This is a genomic window from Anaerocolumna cellulosilytica (assembly GCF_014218335.1).
Classification (GTDB): domain Bacteria; phylum Bacillota; class Clostridia; order Lachnospirales; family Lachnospiraceae; genus Anaerocolumna; species Anaerocolumna cellulosilytica.
Map to the genome: position 1 here is coordinate 922,141 of NZ_AP023367.1, position 18,143 is coordinate 940,283.

The 18,143-nt window shown below is 35.9% G+C and carries 23 protein-coding genes; 20 read left to right on the plus strand and 3 right to left on the minus strand.

Annotated elements, in window-relative coordinates; translation table 11 throughout:
* Positions 1–21 precede the first annotated feature (21 nt).
* Positions 22–363, minus strand: coding sequence for a winged helix-turn-helix transcriptional regulator (locus acsn021_RS04035; protein WP_184095161.1), 342 nt, complete (start codon positions 361–363; stop codon positions 22–24).
* Between the two features lie 105 nt (positions 364–468).
* Here acsn021_RS04035 and acsn021_RS04040 point away from each other — a divergent pair, with 105 nt between their 5' ends.
* Positions 469–852 carry a RidA family protein gene (locus acsn021_RS04040; RefSeq protein ID WP_184095163.1) on the plus strand — a complete coding sequence of 128 codons (384 nt, stop codon included), beginning with the start codon at positions 469–471 and terminating at the stop codon, positions 850–852.
* A 420-nt stretch (positions 853–1,272) separates the two neighbouring features.
* Here the strand turns inward: acsn021_RS04040 and acsn021_RS04045 are convergent, their stop codons facing one another.
* Entirely contained in the window at positions 1,273–3,231 is a 1,959-nt protein-coding gene (locus acsn021_RS04045; protein ID WP_184095165.1) for an AraC family transcriptional regulator, read from the minus strand.
* A gap of 375 nt (positions 3,232–3,606) precedes the next feature.
* On the opposite strand from acsn021_RS04045, the gene acsn021_RS04050 reads away from it, so the two are divergent.
* From acsn021_RS04050 to acsn021_RS04100, 11 genes are all read left to right on the plus strand, one after another.
* Positions 3,607–4,614, plus strand: a complete 1,008-nt coding sequence (locus tag acsn021_RS04050) for a hypothetical protein (RefSeq protein WP_184095167.1) — start codon at positions 3,607–3,609, stop codon at positions 4,612–4,614.
* An 11-nt stretch (positions 4,615–4,625) separates the two neighbouring features.
* Complete coding sequence (locus acsn021_RS04055; protein WP_184095169.1) at positions 4,626–5,333, plus strand: hypothetical protein; 708 nt, start codon at positions 4,626–4,628, stop codon at positions 5,331–5,333.
* Between the two features lie 655 nt (positions 5,334–5,988).
* Entirely contained in the window at positions 5,989–7,377 is a 1,389-nt protein-coding gene (locus acsn021_RS04060; RefSeq protein ID WP_184095171.1) for a contractile injection system protein, VgrG/Pvc8 family, read from the plus strand.
* Positions 7,378–7,389: 12 nt separating this feature from the next.
* Entirely contained in the window at positions 7,390–7,764 is a 375-nt protein-coding gene (locus tag acsn021_RS04065; protein ID WP_184095173.1) for a DUF4280 domain-containing protein, read from the plus strand.
* Positions 7,764–9,191 carry a hypothetical protein gene (locus tag acsn021_RS04070; RefSeq protein WP_184095175.1) on the plus strand — a complete coding sequence of 476 codons (1,428 nt, stop codon included), beginning with the start codon at positions 7,764–7,766 and terminating at the stop codon, positions 9,189–9,191. Before acsn021_RS04065 ends, acsn021_RS04070 begins: the two co-directional genes overlap by 1 nt.
* Before the next feature lie 13 nt (positions 9,192–9,204).
* On the plus strand, positions 9,205–9,732 hold the full coding sequence (locus acsn021_RS04075; protein ID WP_184095177.1) for a hypothetical protein: 528 nt from the start codon (positions 9,205–9,207) through the stop codon (positions 9,730–9,732).
* Positions 9,716–10,282, plus strand: a complete 567-nt coding sequence (locus acsn021_RS04080) for a hypothetical protein (protein WP_184095179.1) — start codon at positions 9,716–9,718, stop codon at positions 10,280–10,282. The genes acsn021_RS04075 and acsn021_RS04080 overlap by 17 nt, the downstream gene beginning before the upstream one ends.
* A 27-nt stretch (positions 10,283–10,309) precedes the next feature.
* Positions 10,310–11,287, plus strand: a complete 978-nt coding sequence (locus acsn021_RS04085; protein ID WP_185264964.1) for a pentapeptide repeat-containing protein — start codon at positions 10,310–10,312, stop codon at positions 11,285–11,287.
* An 18-nt stretch (positions 11,288–11,305) separates the two neighbouring features.
* Entirely contained in the window at positions 11,306–11,599 is a 294-nt protein-coding gene (locus tag acsn021_RS04090; RefSeq protein ID WP_185264965.1) for a hypothetical protein, read from the plus strand.
* A complete protein-coding gene (locus acsn021_RS04095; RefSeq protein WP_185264966.1) occupies positions 11,568–12,317 on the plus strand; it encodes a CdiA C-terminal domain-containing protein in 750 nt (249 codons plus the stop codon). The genes acsn021_RS04090 and acsn021_RS04095 overlap by 32 nt, the downstream gene beginning before the upstream one ends.
* A gap of 11 nt (positions 12,318–12,328) precedes the next feature.
* Complete coding sequence (locus acsn021_RS04100) at positions 12,329–12,781, plus strand: hypothetical protein (protein ID WP_184096125.1); 453 nt, start codon at positions 12,329–12,331, stop codon at positions 12,779–12,781.
* A 163-nt stretch (positions 12,782–12,944) separates the two neighbouring features.
* Here the strand turns inward: acsn021_RS04100 and acsn021_RS04105 are convergent, their stop codons facing one another.
* On the minus strand, positions 12,945–13,220 hold the full coding sequence (locus acsn021_RS04105) for a hypothetical protein (protein WP_184096127.1): 276 nt from the start codon (positions 13,218–13,220) through the stop codon (positions 12,945–12,947).
* Between the two features lie 340 nt (positions 13,221–13,560).
* Between acsn021_RS04105 and acsn021_RS04110 the strand changes: the two genes are divergently transcribed.
* The 8 genes from acsn021_RS04110 (at position 13,561) to acsn021_RS04145 (ending at position 18,134) form a co-directional block, all read left to right on the plus strand.
* The gene (locus acsn021_RS04110; protein ID WP_184096129.1) at positions 13,561–13,899 is read left to right on the plus strand and encodes a hypothetical protein; all 339 of its coding nucleotides are present in this window, start codon (positions 13,561–13,563) and stop codon (positions 13,897–13,899) included.
* 198 nt (positions 13,900–14,097) lie between these two features.
* The gene (locus acsn021_RS04115; protein WP_184096131.1) at positions 14,098–14,643 is read left to right on the plus strand and encodes a hypothetical protein; all 546 of its coding nucleotides are present in this window, start codon (positions 14,098–14,100) and stop codon (positions 14,641–14,643) included.
* A 466-nt stretch (positions 14,644–15,109) separates the two neighbouring features.
* Positions 15,110–15,289 (plus strand): hypothetical protein, encoded by a 180-nt coding sequence (locus acsn021_RS04120; RefSeq protein ID WP_184096133.1) that lies wholly within the window; start codon positions 15,110–15,112, stop codon positions 15,287–15,289.
* A gap of 150 nt (positions 15,290–15,439) precedes the next feature.
* Positions 15,440–15,736: a hypothetical protein gene (locus acsn021_RS04125; RefSeq protein ID WP_184096135.1), complete on the plus strand. Its 297-nt coding sequence runs from the start codon at positions 15,440–15,442 to the stop codon at positions 15,734–15,736.
* Positions 15,737–15,873: 137 nt separating this feature from the next.
* A complete protein-coding gene (locus acsn021_RS04130; protein ID WP_207725213.1) occupies positions 15,874–16,269 on the plus strand; it encodes a hypothetical protein in 396 nt (131 codons plus the stop codon).
* 28 nt (positions 16,270–16,297) lie between these two features.
* Positions 16,298–17,275 carry a pentapeptide repeat-containing protein gene (locus acsn021_RS04135; RefSeq protein ID WP_185264967.1) on the plus strand — a complete coding sequence of 326 codons (978 nt, stop codon included), beginning with the start codon at positions 16,298–16,300 and terminating at the stop codon, positions 17,273–17,275.
* 18 nt (positions 17,276–17,293) lie between these two features.
* Positions 17,294–17,758: a hypothetical protein gene (locus acsn021_RS04140; protein WP_185264968.1), complete on the plus strand. Its 465-nt coding sequence runs from the start codon at positions 17,294–17,296 to the stop codon at positions 17,756–17,758.
* A gap of 76 nt (positions 17,759–17,834) precedes the next feature.
* Positions 17,835–18,134: a hypothetical protein gene (locus tag acsn021_RS04145; RefSeq protein WP_207727992.1), complete on the plus strand. Its 300-nt coding sequence runs from the start codon at positions 17,835–17,837 to the stop codon at positions 18,132–18,134.
* Positions 18,135–18,143 lie beyond the last annotated feature (9 nt).

An 18,143-nucleotide genomic window follows, 5' to 3' on the forward strand; every position in this document is an offset into this window, starting at 1 on the left:
AACGTCTGATTGTCTTCTGATTTATTTATTTTGATTCTTTGCGCCCCATTCGCATAATCCTTCCAAAACAGGTAAGAGCGTTTCTGCCTTAGCGGTCAGACGGTACTCAACTTTAGGAGGAATTTGGGGATACTCTTTTCGGTCTATCAAGCCGTCTAATTCCAATTCTTTTAGTTGCGAACTCAATACTTTAAATGTAATCGAGCCAATTTGCCTTTTTAGGTCATTAAAGCGGACTGGCTGATTTTCTGCCAAAAGGTATATGATAACCATTTTCCATTTACCGCCAATCACTGACAAGGTGTATCCAAAAGGTGTATCTTTAATATTTTTTACTTGTCCCTTATATGCAGACATTCCCATAACTGACGCTATCCTTTCTAATAGTACCTTACAATGATGTGCGTACTATATTTCTATTCCCAGTCTTGTTATACTGAATTTACTTTAAAGCAGAGGAGAGAAAAAATGGCTAACATTAAAACTTATAATCATAATCTTTGGGATCATGGCATTTCCCAAGCCTACAGCGTTAATGGCACAATCTATATCTCTGGGCAATTTTCCCACGATTTGGAGGGCACATTTATAGGCGAGGGTGATATTGAAATGCAATCTCGCCAGACATTTAAAAATATCGACCAGGTGCTAGCGGAATTTGGTGTCACGAAATACAACCTCGCTTATGTGGAAATTTATCTGGCCGATGCTAGTAATCACTCGGATTCCGTCATTAAGTTGTTTAAGGAATACTTAGGACAGCACCGTCCGGCGGGAACACTTGTAGGAGTGCCGTACTTTGCTTTTCCGGCACAATTAATTGAAATAAGTGCTGTCGCATATATAAACTAACGTATAAAGTAATCCCTACCGGGCAGTCAGGTGGGGATTATTTTTTATTTTATAGGAAAGTGCTCCGCATATCCTATAAAATAAAAGCCCTCCGGGGGATCGCAAATACGCTGATAAGGAAATTATTGCTATGCAAACGCGCAACGCAAGAGAGTTCGCATGCGAGCTCTCTGTTCTAAGAACATCAAAGGTTTCTGCTGTTTATATAGGAAAATTATACTCTATAATAGTTAAGAAAACAATGAATTTGAAATGGCAACTTTACAAAAGTTATGTTCCTTACTTATTATAAAAGCTCCGAAACGGCAGAATATTACCGTTTCGGAGCTTTGTATATAGATTGCTTGTCTTTCCTTATTCAGGTCAAGTATCATAGAATAAATCTTATCAAGTTTAAGTTTTCAACGTTGGGTTGCGTTCTTAATTACTTGGGGCAGTTCCCAACATAGAATCAAGAACTAAATCTAACTGGGCATTCATAGTTAAGATATCATTAAACCAAAACATATTAGTAGGAGCTTCGATAAGTTGATTTTCCTTTACTGCCGGAAGGTTCTTCCAAATCTCATTATTCTCTAATTCACCTAAGGAACCATTCACAAGAATATAATCACCGGCATATTCATTGATTACTTCATAAGATAATTCCACACTTCCGTTTTTGGCATACTTGCTGTCACTCATTGCCTCTTGTAATTTATCAGGCACCTTAAAGTCTAGCAGGTCATAAATTAACTTGGCACCTCTTCCAAACCAGGAAGCCGAGAGAACACCCTCCTCCCTATTCTGAATACACAAGACGCTCTTATCACTTAATCCATTGTCAGCAAGCTGCTGCTTTGTATCAGCTATTTTATTTTCAAAGTCCTGAATCAGTTCTTCTGCCTTGTCTGAACGGTTTAGTACTTCTCCAAAAAAACGAAGTCTTTCTTGATAATCCATTGAAAAATAGTCGCGGGCTAAGGTAGGGGCAATTTTTGAAAGAGATTGATAAACCGCTTCATCTTCGGTATTCCATAAAATCAGATCAGGGTCAAGTGCCATAATCTCTTCCTCATTTATGGAAAACGCATCAATGACTGTAATCTCTTGTGCCTGATTTTCAAAGATTGCGTCATCATTGAAAGAGGTTGCAACAGGTGTCACTCCAAGTGCCAGTAAATCTCCTTGTACAAAAATAACGACCACTCGCTCAGGGTTAGCTGGTATCTCCACATCTCCGTAGTCCATATGAATGGTTTTCGTGCCTTCTTCCACCGGCTCAGTATTCTCTGTTTCCTGTGCTGTAGCTGCTGCCGTGGGGGTTGGTGCCGTATCGTTTTTATTTGTTGTAGTTGTGCTGCATGCCGTAAGCAGCAGAAGGGAAAGCATTGCCGCCACAACCATTGTACTTCTTATTTGTTTTAACATAGAAGTTGCTCCTTTTCTCTTAAGTTCGTCAAGTCTAACTTGACTCTCCTCATTATACGGAAAAGGAATGAGATTTGTAAGGTCATTATCTCTCAAGTAATGCGACATGTTCTCTCTATAGGCATGGGGAGTGATACCTATATTCTTTGAAAACATCCGCTGTAGATTGCGTTCATCCTGAAAACCGCAAAAATCAGCAATTTCACCAATGGATGCCTGACTGTTTTGAAGCAGCTTCATAGCCGCTGTTAAGCGTGTGTCGATCAGATACTTTTGAGGACTTTTCCCGGTTTGCTGTTTAAAGCTGCGATGAAAGTGACTGTAACTGATACCAAGCATTGAGGACAATTCATTAATAGAAATTGGCTCCATATAATATCGCTCAAGATATTGCCTTGCCATTATAATGACGTCCGGTTCGAAGATATGGATACTGCCTTGCTCCAACTCCTCATACACTTCATAGATAAAACGATAAAAGGCGGCTTTTCCATAAAATAAATTCAGTGGTGTTGCCCCTTTCCATTTTTCAAACATATTTCTCAATTCTTCTGAAAAGAAGATGGGATTCTTTGGGACAAAGCCGTATTGCTGGCGGAAGGGATTTACTTGTTCTAACAGCCGGATATATTCACTTTTGTGAAAGGAGGGTTCTACAGCCTTATAAAGTACCAGATAGTACTCCAGCCAATCACATCGAGGCTGTATAGTCAATTCTGTTCCTTTCCCTCCATGGAACAGACCGAAGCGCTCAACACTATAGGCAGTGTCATTTAAGAATACTTCCCCTTTACCACCAGTGAAAAGGAAGGCACTGGCAGGAAGTAGGTAGCTGCGAACAGATTCCTCCTGAGATATTAAGTTATGACGTATATCAATAAGAGAGATAGCTGACCGGTTTAAAATCTGGATAGCAGCGGCAAAGCTCTCTCTGGAAAACAGTTTCTCTTTTTCATTAAATTTATCCATAGAGGAAACTCCTTTTGTGACGGATTATGCTATTAGTTAGAAAAGACTAACTTGGTTTAGTATAGCACAGTTGCTTAGATTTGTACATGGGGGAGCGAAGTATCTAGAAGTATCTAATATTTGGTTGAATGGGGTTTTTGATTAATTTTGGATGCTAGGTTCAATTTTAAGGATAATAGTAATATTGTGTTGAAAAATAGAGGAAAACAAGTGTTTTTGGTATATTAATATTAATAACAGCAAGTAAAAGTTTTACAAAATAAGAAATATATTGTAAAATAAATCTGCATATGAAAAGATTTAAAGAGAGGAGTAGATTTTTATTAATGTAACTAATTAACCTTAATAAGCGATTATATGTAAAGGAGACGAACTATGAAGAAAATAGTATTTAAAAGACTAATGTCATTAGTAATTTGTGTAATCTTACTGTTTAGTATTACTGCAAATCATGTAAATGCAGCAGAGGCTGATAAAATACAGTATTTAAGTGAAAAGATTAGTACAGCAGTTGAATCGGGTACTCCACCAGAAGAAGTTTTAGAAAATTTAAGTATTTCAGAAGTACAGGTATTGATTGATAAATATAAGTCATACGGTAATTCTGAGGCATCTTATTTTTCAGAAGAGGTCCAAAATCATCCAGAAGTTAAAATAATTGATGATTTAGCCGATGAATATTATGATTATTACATGGAACATGGTACATTTCCGGAGGAAGTAAATCTGGATAAGGATTATAGCAATCAGATAGAAGCAGATGTGGTAATATCAAGTTTTGCCAGTAGTGATTACTCTATTTTTATGAGAGACTTAGGTTATACCTTTACCATTCAGCAAATAGCAGCGCAGTTGGTGCAAATAGGTTCATATATAGGAATTGGCAGTGCATTAGCGTTTCTAGATTTAGCGGCTTTAATAGTTGGTATGGGACTGCTTACCTTTACGTATGTAGCAATAGCATATTCTGCAGTAGCTGTTGGTGCAAACAATCTAATTCTTAGGTGGTATACGAGAGAAGCAAATAATTTACTAAATGCCAGAACGACAACAGCAGCTGTTATAGCTGAGAAAGAACAAGGTACTGAGTACTGGGAGGCATATTTAGTTGATTACGCTGGACAAGGTGGTATAAGGGTGACAAGAGCAATCACACAGACGGATGCATTAGTCATAATAGCTCAGAATTCATCTTATAGAAGCGTATTTACCTTTGATTTCGGGCATGCAGCTTATATTGCTACAGTGGCTTCTCCAATATATGGATTTACCATGGATAATCCTCATAAACCAGAGAAACGATTTAATATGTATCATGTACATGCAAATATAGCTCCACAAACATCTGGTAACACGCACATATTTTATATACCAGGTAATTAGAAGGTGAAACAATGCAAAATTTAGAATACAAATATGTAAATTTCTTATTACATAATATTACTTCATTAAATAAGGAATTCCGAGAAGGATATGAATTATATAATGAGAAGCACCCTCAAGAATCGAAATATGAATTTTATTTTGATTATGAGTTAGCCCAGTTTATGGCAAAGCTGCTTCAACAAGGAAATCACTTTAAGTGTCCACCTCATGAAGAATTAGAGAAGTTATTTCAGTATACACAGATGGTATCTTATTTTCAAAATATAGAAAGGTTAAAATATCAGGGAGAAAACTTATTAAAGTTAATTGATGAACCAAATGTGTATTTGAATAAGCTTTCTGAATACTGTTTCTCAGACAGCATATTGGTAAAATTCATGATACACAAAGACACCTGTACCTTTTTTTTTGAGAATGCTTTAGTATATGGAAATAAAGATAATTGGGATGATGAGGATTATATTATTAAAGGAGAGAACTTAAAATTTCATTTTGAAGGTGTTAAGGATATGAAATTTAGTGGCTCCTTTGATTTAAAATATCTTCAGCATAGCAGGGGATATGAATGGGAGCATGATAAAGTATCTGATGGACGGTATCGCTTGGCAATATTATGTATTGCAAGTTATGAGCACTTTATCATTGAGTTTACGTATTCAACGGTTCGTATCACCCCTTTTGATTATGAGAATTTTAGAGTCCGGTTTCAAGGATAGTAGTGTGAAGTTAAAAGGTAATTTCACACTTTGATTGGTGGCAGTGTCGCACCTGCAAGTAGACGTGGCATGCAATGGAAGCTAGTGTAAAATGAAAGGAGATTTCACAGAGTAAATTTAGTTCTGCAAGTAAAATGGCAGATATGTAGGCTAGTAATGAATATGATTGACTTGTATAAAAGTGTTTTAGAGCCGTCTATCTTCAGAATCAATTGAAGATAGACGGCTTTTATTTATGACCTCATATGGGAACATTACCCTATTTATCTTTGACGTTTTTTGTCATATGCTAAGTAATTATACCAAATTTTACAAAAACTAAGGAAGAATTGTAAAATGCGCTTCAAAAGCAGAATTCATAAAGGAAAAGCTTAACACATGGAGCATAAAGCAATAAAATTTAATATCCATATCATACATTTGATTAAAGTTAAATTGATGTAAATATTAGATAATTGCGAAACTGTTATTTTATGTGTCGGAGCCAGTCAAAATCACCAAAAACAGGTTCCGATGCGGTGGCAAGTCACCTTTATTTTGGTGATTTTGCCTACTTCCAACCTCTAGACCTATCGTTTCGCAATTCTCTAAATGGATTAGGGCTTTTGACACCCTAATCATCAATATAACTATAGAAAAAAGGAGTAAATCTACTATGCACGAAGCTATTACCAGTGGAGAAATTAAAGTCTCGCCCTTTGATTTTATATCCATTCAGAAATTAAAAATAACAGCAGGTATTAATGAACACAGCTCTTTATATTTGGTAGGACTTCTTCCAGATACGCAGAAGGATAAAGACTTATATACGGATCATGAAACGCCAATCGTTGTATCAATCGAGTCACAATTACAAAGTAAAACAATTTTTTGCGGGATGATAACAGAGATTAAAGTGACAGCCGTTGCGAATTATTATGAGCTTCATGTAAAAGCAAAAAGTTATACCTATTTAATGGATATAAAAAAGCATAAGCGTTCTTTCCAAGATGTGCAGTTGTCCTGGCATCAACTAATACGTCAGATTGTAAAAACATATCCACAGGGGTCTTGTATTTTTAATACAGAGGAGGAAGCAACCAAACGGATATGGGTGCAATATTCTGAAACAGATTGGGAATTCATAAAAAGAGTTGCTTCCTATTATCACCTTGGATTGTTTCCATACATATCACAAACTGGAACCAGATTTTATATAGGTGCGACAGAGTACGGAAATCAAACAATCGATAGTAAAGAGTATATGGCGGTAAGTCAGTTGGAACAATTTGAGTATATGAAGGAACATGAAAAACTGAATGTAAAAGAAGCGGATTACCTTATGTATACCCTGAAAAGCAATGAATTTATAGAACTAGGGGAGAAGGTTCAGTTTAAGAAAAAGAGCTATTATAATCAAAGCCTAACCTATCAGCTAGTGAATGGAGTAGTGGAAAATACATATGTATTGGTAAAAAAGAATGGATTGAAACAGCCCAGAAGCTACGGGAACAAATTAACAGGAGTATCTATAGAAGGAAAAGTACTTGCTGTATCAGGGGATAAGGTTAAGGTTCATCTAGAGATTGATAAGGAGCAAAACAAAAGTACTGCACATTGGTTTCCGTATTCTACACCCGCAGCCTCCCCGGATGGAAGCGGGTGGTATTTTATGCCGGAGGTAAAGGATTCGGTTCGGGTATATTTTCCTGGCAATGAAGAAAATGAAGCATTTGCAATCAGCAGTATTCGAGAAACAGGCGGAAATCCTGAGGTGAAATATATTCAGACAATTTATGATAAAAAAGTTATGTTTACGAAGGATAGTGTTATCATATCCGCAGATGGACAAGCCACTGTTACCTTAAGTAAAAATGGCGGAATCTCCATATCGGGCGGAAGTATAAGTATCAACGCAAGTCAATCCATTACTATGAGGTCAGAAGATACGATGAACATTTCCGCAGCAGACAGTGTGACCCTTCAAAGTGACCAGGGTGGTAAAGTAATCTTAAATGACAGCGGGGAAATTAAATTAAACGGTACGGAAGTAAAAATTAATTAGGGGGAAATGGGTATGGCAATAGCCTATGTGGTGGATGGCGCAACCATTCAATGCTCTTTTGGGATAGGAGAGAGCAAATTAAATAAAACCATAGACAATAAGGTTAAGATTCATGATCAAACCATTCTAACGGTGGCAGATAATCAGCCTTTTACGAATATTAAACCCTTTTCTGCCTGCACTTGTAAGAAAAATCCTGCTGTAATGGCAGGGGAGGAAGCATCCTTAACCTGTAATCCTAACATTTGCATGAAATGGACAAAAGGAAAAACAGATATTACGGTGAATGAAGGGTGTGTTCTCGTTAGTGAAAGTACAATATTTTGTATCTATGGCGGAAAGATAGAGATAACAGATGACGGACAAAGAAAGGGTAGTGCAAGTTAATGAAATATGAGAATTTACAAATTAAGTTACCCTTTGAGGTATTGCAGATTCATTCGATTTCCTTTGATGCAAAACTGAATAAGCATAGCCTGTGCTGTATAGAAGCTCTCATTGAGGAAGATAAAGCGGAAGAGTATTTCCGTCAAGATAATTACGGTAAGAGTATGAAAGTTAGTACCCCGGATGAGGTCATTTTTGCCGGAAAATGCAGGAAGCTTCGTATCCTATACCGTGATCACAGTGCTATATTGGAAGTTCAGGCAGTGTCCTATACCTATGAGCTGGATATAAGGGAGCACAGCCGTGTATTTATGGATACCGGTATGACCTATAAAGAATTGATTCAATCCGTTTTGCAGCCTTATGGGAGAGCAGAGTGTGTCAATACTCCCCAGAAGGAGGCTAAGTTAGAGCAAGTGATTGTGCAATATAAGGAAACAGACTGGGAATTTCTAAAACGTATAGGAAGTCATTTTGGAAGGGTATTAGTAGCAGATTCTAAGGAAAAAGCAATTCGGTTTTATTTTGGCTTGCCGGATAAGAATATACCAATTGAGTCCCAAAATACAGTAAAGAAAAGCATTGCAGACTTTTATGCATTCCGTAACAGGAAGAGCTTATCAAATGAAAAAACGAATCAAAATCATTTTCTTAGGTGGAGCGTTGAAAGCAAACAATATATCCCTTTAGGTATGCAATTGATATTTGAGGGAAAAAAGGCTGCAGTAACTAAAATTCATATGAAAAGTAAGCAGGGAGAAGTCATATATAACTATTCCTTGCAGATTGTATCAGGAATAAAGAAAAGTTATCAAAGCAATTCGAAAATAAAGGGCGTTAGCTTAGAAGCCATTGTTAAGAAAGTACATAAAAATAGCATGCAGGTACATTTTTGTATGGGTGATGCTTACGATGACAAGGAGGGCAATGCCTGGTTTCCTTATGTCAGGGAGACGGGAGATTTTTACTACATGCCTGCATCAGAAAGCAAAGTACATATTTACTTTCCCACGGAACATGAGGAGATGGCTTATGTAACCCATTGTTTACACACCGCAGATAAGGCAGCACCTAATTATAATAGAATAGCGGAGCCGGCGAACAAATCCTTATCCACAAAAGAGGGGCAAGCACTGCTATTGACGAAAGATGCGATAACTGTTTCAGGAAATCAGGAGAATCAGGTACAACTGACCCTAGGTAAGAACGGTACAGTTTCTGTGAAGGGAAAGACTATAACCCTACAGTCAACCCAGACATTTCACTTAGGTAATCCAAAGCCATATCACGTTGTGTCAAATAAAGGAAAGGTAAAGAGTATAGAGATATCTGCGAAAAAAGAAATTATTCTTAGCAGCGGTGCCGGTCAGATGATTGAGTTAAGGGATGAAGCACATATGTATGGAATTGTTCGGATCAATGAGTAAACGGGAGAAGTCTATGAAATTTTATGAAGTGATGCAGGATAAGAGGGAAATATATAACTATGTAATCGAAAAAGTCGAGTGGGATACCAGCAGTTCAGAGCCTTTTGGGATAGGAGATTTTAAAGGAAGCTATGATAGTTTACCTGATTTATTTATCTTTGGTAATGAATGTTATGTCTCAGCAGAATTAAAAGAAATCATGGAGATGTACACGACAGAAGCAAAATATCGCATTGTAATATTTAGCAATAAAGAAGAATCCATACAAAAAGAGTGTTATCTGGTAATCGCACCTGAAATTGATGCTTTGGGTGAGAAAACCACGTATTTAAAAAATGGGTGGATAGACAAAAAAGTATTTCATAGAGGTAAAATCGGGGAGTACAAACTATTCGACCTGGAAGAAAATGACCCAGGCGGCTTTCGGAAGAAGCATTTATACATTCATTTAGACCTTGTAGAAAGTATATTGCGAAGAAAATTGTGGGGGATGGAGTTTAAAGAACTTATGATGGAGGAATATAGTGGCTTTTCAAGATGAAAGTATTGCAAAGATTCAAAAGTATACCAGGTTAATAAGACAAAAACAGGAGAAAGGGAAGGACACAAAGGCATCAGAGCCTGCGTTGCTCCCCATCTACGAATATGAAGAAATACAAGTCTTCCATCATAGCATAAGTTTATCCTTGCCAAAACAGTTTTTTGATGAAAAGCTTGCCATTGAAAACAAATATCTGTGGTCTAAAAATAAGGAGTTGGCTATGGTTTTATCAAAGCAGGCACTGGAGGGTGAGGAAATACAGATAGAGCAATTGAAAAATACCATGGAAACTGAATTAAAGAAAAACGATATTTATGTTGAATTGGAAGAGTTTCAGGAAGTGCAAGAGGAGCTTTTACGAAAAATCACCATAGCTTGCCGGATGCCCACTACCGCCGGATATATGTATCAAACCCAACTTTATCTGATTGGTCATAAGGACTGGGTTAACTTAACCATTACCTGTGTAGAAAAGAAAAAATATCTATATTCAGAAATGATAGCTTATATCCAGCAGCATATCAAAGTTGAGTTTCCTAACGAGAGTTAAACAACAGGAGTTGTAGAAAGGTGGCGGATGGAACGAAAGATGAATCACTTAGAAGAGCAGTACTATCAAACAGAGATGAAGCCAGTCTTACAGGAGGTTCAAAAGGAGCTATTAAAGAAGCTGGTAGAACAGGAAGAACAGCTAAAAAAGCAAACTTTCCAATCAATTGAAGCTCTTTCTGAAAAAATAAGAGCTGTGCAAAATCAACAGGAATATAAAGTGGCTTTTCTTCACTTTACACCCTTGCAAATCGGATTCTGGCAAGATACCTATGAGATTGCGGTAACTGCATATAGTAAGGCTTGGTATCAGGAAACCGGAGTTCATGAATCCTATTATGTTCCCTATCTTTACGAAAAGCTTACAGAAAGCAAAGTGGAATTCAGAAAAAGCATCCAGAAATATGTAGGGAAAATAAGAAAAAGTTCTATTGATTATTATTTATTAGAGGAGTACTACTCATATAATCAATACTTTATTTATTTTTTCATGAAATGGTTTCTCCAATTGGAGGAAGCGGAGTGCTTTCAGAAGCTTCCTAAGGAAAGTAATGTCTTGGTGACCTGGGGAGCTTATAAGGATAAAGCAAGAATTGTATATGCCTATGACGAATCAGAAAAAAGCCAGGAAATGTTTCATCAGCTCTTGTTAAAACAAGATCCTGCAAAGCTATTGTTTACCAACTGGAACGGCATGGAGATACAACATGCGGTAGTGGAATATAAGAATATGTCAGGAATCTCCTTTAAGAAGACAAGGTTACAGGATATAAAGTTTGAGCAAAGCTTTTTGGTAGGGGCAAATTTTAAGAACAGTGAGCTTAAGGATTGCACTTTTGTGAATTGTGATTTAAAGATGAGTGATTTTACAGGTTGTACGTTATGGCAGGTTTGCTTTATAAACTGTGAGTTAACGGAAGTTCTTTGGAAGGATGCGGTATTTCACGATGTAGAGGTACAAACAGGGGAGAGTGTTAAGAAGATTCAGGAGGAGAGGTATGTTTAGGGAGAGGGGGGAAGAAGAATGCTTACAGGTAGTTTAGCACTTGCCTTGTTATGCGTGGCTGTCGTTGTCATAGGAGGCACTGCAGCGGTAGCAGTGGAAGCAAAACATCATTTTATCGGTAATGCACTATTAGATATGAAAGACAGCATTGTATTATTGTTTAAGCTTGGTAAAGCTGTGGTATCACCACTCATGGAGGAGCTTACAGAGGATATTCATAGAGGCACAAAAAAAGTTAGCCTTAAGAACCTTACAAAAGGATTCACAAGATATTCCAGGTATGATATCATCAATAATAGGAGCAATTCATAGTGTAACCCCGATAGACATAGATTTAACGATACCACCATTTTCAGCGGATATACCAAAGGATATCGGTGTTACGATATTTCCAAAACCAATTATAGATATTCCAGAGGTAGAATCCATACCGGCAACGGAAAGGGAGAGCGGTGTAATAATTGAAAATCCTCCGTATATACCTAAGAGTATAATTGATATATTCCCAGAGCATTTGAATGAAGGGGATACGATTATCGGGATGGATGGAGGGAATGGAGTGGGTGAGGGTTCGGGGAAGGTTACAAAGCCTAGTGACTTACCTAATTCAAACGCCAAGCCAAAAGGAAATTATGCACCAAATGATACACCTGGATATATTAGGCAAAATGAGTCGGCAGATTTACTTTCTCAAAATGGTTATAAAGTTGAAATGCTAGACGAAGTACCAGGTGGTAATGGTTATGGTGTTAAAGAAACATCTAATCCAGATCTTCTTATCGAAAATAAAGTGTATGATTCTTATGCTCCAAAAGCCGAAACAAGTACGAAAACAATTGTCAGAGAATTGTCAGGTAAAACTAAAAATCAAGCACCTAATATAGTACTGAACTTAGATGATTATGCTGGAAACGTTGATGAATTGATAACTGTGATTAAGCAAAAGGCAACTCCTAGTGGAGATCTAAAAAGACTAGAAGATTTGAAAATTATTAAGGATGGGAAAATTATAAATATTTTTACTGATTAAGGAGATATACTATGGAGTTTGAATTGTTGTTATTTAGTAAGAAAACTCAAAAAGATTATGCTTATTACTTAATGCAAATTATGGAAAAATTAAACATTCACTTCAAATCTATTGAAGACCAAGATTCTATTAATTTATGTCTTGACTGTATGACTATATCGGTAGATTTAGAAGAAGAGGTCGGGCTAGAGGTTATTGAAGATGATTTTAACTTTGTTGCAGATACAAGTGCACGAATTCAAGTATTTAGTCAGTTTAGAGATCATGCTTTAGAGATACTTTTTAAAACTATAAATGAAATTATTAAGAATACAGATTATAATTTACTCTTAATTGGAAATGGCTCAAACTTGATTTTGGAGAGAAAGAATAATAATTACTATACGTCATATCTTGATGATTACTACTATTTTAAGATTCCTTTTGATATACTTGGAGTTAAAATTGAAACAATAAAAAAGTAAGAGCCATAATCATTTTATGGTATAAGTCTCGTAGCCAATCGGCCAGCAAGTGAACTGACCCCAACAGTTTAATTAGGTATAACTTTTGGGGGCAGTTCAATAATAAAGTGTGTTCTTGAGGTTAAAATACCGGGAACTAATGCAAGAAAAAATGGTCCACTAGTTATAATTTATTAATATATTTCAGAATCTTCATTCCATCGATGATCCCATGCTGATATAGAAAAGCTTCTTCTAAAGCAAGATGTTTTATAAGTGAGTCAATGTAATTATCAACCAGTTCCTTCTCTTTGTCAGGTAAAGTTTCAATGAAAATCTCAGCCTGTAGAATTTGCTCATCTTCCTTCTTAGATTTGTTAGGCTGATTTTTGTGGAATATATCAATTAGCATATTGATTCGTTCCTGAATAAATATATCTAATAATTCTTGCTCGGTCATAATGCTTCCCTCCTTTGAGAACATACGATACCGAAATAGCGTCAGAAAGTCGATACCAGAAACTACTAAAAATAGATGTCTTGAATTGAATAGATCAAATGAATTCACGAAATGCTTATTGTCTTGATTCACGGTTATGGATTTAAAGGAGTCGCTCATAAAATGGTAACTATTTTAGAATTGAAGATACAACAAAACCGCGTGGTAGAAATTATTTAGATATGGATGGAAATGACATGAACAACGAAATTGTTAATGGCAAAACACGTGGTCGAAGTAAAGCTGATTATCAGCGAGTTACGCATTTTAAAAATACAGATAAATAAAGAGGAGAATTTTTATGGAAAGAGAAAGATTTATTAGAGTTCCTAAGGATAAAAAGGCTATGGAAGATTATGACTATGGAATTCAAATGAAAGAACAACTGGAAGAAATGATATTGTCTGAAGGACAGTATAGGGTTCTAGATGATTTGGGAGTTTTTGAAAGTATTAATAAAGAATGTAATATTATTATTGATGAATATGAAGAAGAAATTTTGGAGTTAGATAAAATTCCAACAGCATTGGAGGTTGTAACGCAGTTAATAAATAGAAACGAAAATGAAGAACTTGTTAGATTAAGAGAAATGCTGATTTTAGCAACTACTTATAAAACGGTTGTTGGATTCGATTTTTAATTAATAATTTTGGAATTAATTAGTTGATATTATATTTTGAAGAAACTGAATTAATGAATAAGGCACATAATTATAAGATAGTACATAATCTGATGCTTGAAAATATGGTGTAACAGAATTTGATTTGTATCCAGATGTAATAAAAGCAATGCCGGAATGGTTTGGTAAATCTTGGTTTGATTATTGGAGGATTGAAGAATGGAAGAAATATGGAGTTTAGATGCTTTTAGGAAAGTTAGAATATGGATTAACGAATATCCTAATGTCAAACAATCAGAAAAAAGTACCTATGAAATTAAATATCAAGGTGATAAAAGAATTAATTGGTTTAATGGAATAATGTGTGTTGAGCTATTTATCGCACCGCGTGCAGCGAGTAATTATGCAATGTTAAATATGGAGTTTGTTAAAAATGATAGTAACGAATTTGCGATTATATATAATATAAACAAAAGTGATGGATTAAAATTCGAATCTAAGGTTGCTTCAACTAATGATGAAGTTTTGGAAGGAATATCAAAAGAATATTTAGATTGCTTTACTGAGCTATGTAATAAAATGACAGATTATAAATTACCATCAGGTATACTAAATATTTCAGGAGGTGCTTGTGGAAAAATAGGAACCAGTGCAATGACTATTAGAAAAGTTTTTGATATTATGATAAAGATTTTTTCAAGTAATTATAGTGATAATTTTGATGATGCTGTAAAAGATTTAATTTTAGTTGAATGTAAAAAATGATATTGGAAGTTAAAGTAATTCGAATCATTTTAATTGAAAAATATAAAGTTGTACACAGTTCGATAACTGTGAACTGCCTGTTTTAACTTTGCTGAAATAATCTGGTTTTATGTACAATGGTATGATTGGGGCACTGTAATCCGTGATTTCTGTTTGTAAGTAATGTTAACTTGCTTTAATCAGATATCATTTTAAATGTCATGCATAATATACATTCCAAGTTATGAGTGCTTTATTATTGAGTTTATTTATTCAACAATTCATATAATTTCTGTTTATTATAAGAATTTTAAAGTTAAGTATCAAGTGGGACATGACATTAAAAAGATTGTTCTATTCGATAAATAACAAAAATACCCATTGTTTCTGTATAATTTAAGAAATATTAGGATATTTTTGTTATTTCACTTGACATTAGGCTGTCTAATGTATATACTTTAGACAGCCCATTGTGGGAGGTGAGAGTATGGGTGAGAAAAAAATGGGTCGTCCAACGGATAATCCCAAGCCATATAAAGTAGCAGTTAAGCTAGACCAAGAGGCAAAAGATATACTGGATGCGTATATGGAACAGGAAGGAGTTTCTTTAATGGAAGCTGCAAGAAGAGGGATTAAGAGGTTGAAGCCAGACCTTAAGAAAAAATAATGGAAGCGGTGACCAGACGCAAATCAAGCACCACTTCCACGCACCAACAACGCCATAGGCAATTGCAGTGTAAATAGTATACCATGCTCTGGGATTTCCTTCAAGCCTTGTTGAGAACATTGTGGAAAGGATAAGTAAAATAGGATGGATTTGGAACAGAAAATGTGGAAAAGTCTTATTACTATGCGTTATGATATTGCATTAGAGCAGTTACTTCACAAGAAGGAATATAATGATATTTGTGAGCAGCAAAAGAAAACAGAGAGCAGAGTGGAAGAATTGCTTCAACAACTTAGTAAGGAAGATAGAAGGTTTATCTGGCAACATTATGAAGGAGAAACCGCAATGGAGAATCTGGAACTGGAAGCTGCCTACATACAAGGATTAAGGGATGGAGTTCGTGCATTAAGGTTTCTTGGAATGTTTGAGGAAGAGAATGCTTTTTAAGTTATAACATCTAAAGAATTTTAGAGATTAAAAGCCTTTAAATTCAATTATTTAAATAATAAAAGTGGGATATTTTCAATTTACATAGTTGATATCCTGCTTTTTTATTTATTCATTTAGACCTTGTAGAAAGTATATTGCGAAGAAAATTGTGGGGGATGGAGTTTAAAGAAGTTATGATGGAGGGATATAGTGGCTTTTCAATGGTTTTATCAAAGCAGGTGCTGGAGGGTGAGGAAATACAGATAGAGCAATTGAAAAATACCATGGAAACGGAATTAAAGAAAAACGATATTTATGTTGAATTGGAAGAGTTTCAGGAAGTGCAAGAGGAGCTTTTACGAAAAATCACCATAGCTTGCCGGATGCCCACTACCGCCGGATATATGTATCAAACCCAACTTTACCTGATTGGTCATAAGGACTGGGTTAGCTTAACCATTACCTGCGTAGAAAAGAAAAAATATCTATATTCAGAAATGATAGCTTATATCCAGCAGCATATTAAAGTTGAGTTTGCTAACGAGAGTTAAAACAACAGGAGTTGTAGAAAGGTGGCGGATGGAACGAAAGATGAATCACTTAGAAGAACAGTACTATCAAACAGAGATGAAGCCAGTCTTACAGGAGGTTCAAAAGGAGCTATTAAAGAAGCTGGTAGAACAGGAAGAACAGCTAAAAAAGCAAACTTTCCAATCAATTGAAGCTCTTTCTGAAAAAATAAGAGCTGTGCAAAATCAACAGGAATATAAAGTGGCATTCCTTCACTTTACACCCTTGCAAATCGGATTATGGCAAGATACCTATGAGATTGCGGTAACTGCATATAGTAAGGCTTGGTATCAGGAAACTGGTGTCCATGCATCCTATTATGTTCCCTATCTTTACGAAAAGCTTACAGAAAGCAAAGGGGAATTTAAGAAAGGCATCCAGAAATATGTAGGGAAAATAAGAAAAAGCTCCATTGATTATTATTTGTTAGAGGAGTACTCCTTATATAATCAATACTTTATTTATTTTTTTATGAAATGGTTTCTCCAATTGGAGGAAGCGGAGTGCTTTCAGAAGCTTCCTAAGGAAAGTAATGTCCTAGTAACCTGGGGAGCTTATAAGGATAAAGCAAGAATTGTATATGCCTATGACGAATCAGAAAAAAGCCAGGATATGTTTCATCAGCTCTTGTTTAAACAAGATCCTGCAAAGCTATTGTTTACCAACTGGAACGGCATGGAGATACAACATGCGGTAGTGGAATATAAGAATATGTCAGGAATCTCCTTTAAGAAGACAAGGTTACAGGATATAAAGTTTGAGCAAAGCTTTTTGGTAGGGGCAAATTTTAAGAACAGTGAGCTTAAGGATTGCACTTTTGTAAATTGTGATTTAAAGATGAGTGACTTTACAGGTTGTACGTTATGGCAGGTTTGCTTTATAAACTGTGAGTTAACGGAAGTTCTTTGGAAGGATGCGGTATTTCACGATGTAGAGGTACAAACAGGGGAGAGTGTTAAGAAGATTCAGGAGGAGAGGTATGTTTAGGGAGAGGGGGGAAGAAGAATGCTTACAGGTAGTTTAGCACTTGCCTTGTTATGCGTGGCTGTCGTTGTCATAGGAGGCACTGCAGCGGTAGCAGTGGAAGCAAAACATCATTTTATCGGTAATGCACTATTAGATATGAAAGACAGCATTGTATTATTGTTTAAGCTTGGTAAAGCTGTGGTATCACCACTCATGGAGGAGCTTACAGAGGATATTCATAGAGGCACAAAAAAAGTTAGCCTTAAGAACCTTACAAAAGGATTCACAAGATATTCCAGGTATGATATCATCAATAATAGGAGCGATTCATGGTGTAACCCCGTATCAAAAGTTAGGCAAAGACTTAACAATACCGCCAGTAGACGTATTTCCGGCGGATATACCAAAGGATATCGGTGTTACGATATTTCCAAAACCAATCTTGGATATTCCAGACGTAGGCTCCATACCAGCAACGGAAAGGGAGAACAATGTAATAATTGAAAATCCTCCCTATATACCAAAGAGTATAATTGATATATTCCCAGAGCATGTGAATGAGGGGGATACGATTATTCGGATGGATGGAGGGAATGAGGGTGGCTCTAAGACTAAGGTTGAAGTGCCCAAAAACGTAGAAAGGCAAGTTAAAAAGCTAAGTCCTGAAGCAAAAAAAGGATATGATAAAGCAATAGATGCTTTGGAAAATGGAAATACTCAAGGATTGAATGAACATCCGTTAAGTGGAGATAGGAAAGGACAATGGGCAGTCGATATGAAAGGAACAGGAAAAGGTAGAGGAAAAGGTAGAATTATATACGAAAAGGGGAAAGATGGAATAATAAAAATTATAGAGATACTTACAGATCATAATTATTAATTTTAGGAG

Coding starts and splice junctions, on each gene's coding strand:
- acsn021_RS04035 (WP_184095161.1), bottom strand. CDS start 363: ATGGGAATGTCTGCATATAAGGGACAAGTAAAAAATATTAAAGATACA.
- acsn021_RS04040 (WP_184095163.1), top strand. CDS start 469: ATGGCTAACATTAAAACTTATAATCATAATCTTTGGGATCATGGCATT.
- acsn021_RS04045 (WP_184095165.1), bottom strand. CDS start 3,231: ATGGATAAATTTAATGAAAAAGAGAAACTGTTTTCCAGAGAGAGCTTT.
- acsn021_RS04050 (WP_184095167.1), top strand. CDS start 3,607: ATGAAGAAAATAGTATTTAAAAGACTAATGTCATTAGTAATTTGTGTA.
- acsn021_RS04055 (WP_184095169.1), top strand. CDS start 4,626: ATGCAAAATTTAGAATACAAATATGTAAATTTCTTATTACATAATATT.
- acsn021_RS04060 (WP_184095171.1), top strand. CDS start 5,989: ATGCACGAAGCTATTACCAGTGGAGAAATTAAAGTCTCGCCCTTTGAT.
- acsn021_RS04065 (WP_184095173.1), top strand. CDS start 7,390: ATGGCAATAGCCTATGTGGTGGATGGCGCAACCATTCAATGCTCTTTT.
- acsn021_RS04070 (WP_184095175.1), top strand. CDS start 7,764: ATGAAATATGAGAATTTACAAATTAAGTTACCCTTTGAGGTATTGCAG.
- acsn021_RS04075 (WP_184095177.1), top strand. CDS start 9,205: ATGAAATTTTATGAAGTGATGCAGGATAAGAGGGAAATATATAACTAT.
- acsn021_RS04085 (WP_185264964.1), top strand. CDS start 10,310: ATGGAACGAAAGATGAATCACTTAGAAGAGCAGTACTATCAAACAGAG.
- acsn021_RS04090 (WP_185264965.1), top strand. CDS start 11,306: ATGCTTACAGGTAGTTTAGCACTTGCCTTGTTATGCGTGGCTGTCGTT.
- acsn021_RS04095 (WP_185264966.1), top strand. CDS start 11,568: ATGATATCATCAATAATAGGAGCAATTCATAGTGTAACCCCGATAGAC.
- acsn021_RS04100 (WP_184096125.1), top strand. CDS start 12,329: ATGGAGTTTGAATTGTTGTTATTTAGTAAGAAAACTCAAAAAGATTAT.
- acsn021_RS04105 (WP_184096127.1), bottom strand. CDS start 13,220: ATGACCGAGCAAGAATTATTAGATATATTTATTCAGGAACGAATCAAT.
- acsn021_RS04110 (WP_184096129.1), top strand. CDS start 13,561: ATGGAAAGAGAAAGATTTATTAGAGTTCCTAAGGATAAAAAGGCTATG.
- acsn021_RS04115 (WP_184096131.1), top strand. CDS start 14,098: ATGGAAGAAATATGGAGTTTAGATGCTTTTAGGAAAGTTAGAATATGG.
- acsn021_RS04120 (WP_184096133.1), top strand. CDS start 15,110: ATGGGTGAGAAAAAAATGGGTCGTCCAACGGATAATCCCAAGCCATAT.
- acsn021_RS04135 (WP_185264967.1), top strand. CDS start 16,298: ATGGAACGAAAGATGAATCACTTAGAAGAACAGTACTATCAAACAGAG.
- acsn021_RS04140 (WP_185264968.1), top strand. CDS start 17,294: ATGCTTACAGGTAGTTTAGCACTTGCCTTGTTATGCGTGGCTGTCGTT.
- acsn021_RS04145 (WP_207727992.1), top strand. CDS start 17,835: ATGGATGGAGGGAATGAGGGTGGCTCTAAGACTAAGGTTGAAGTGCCC.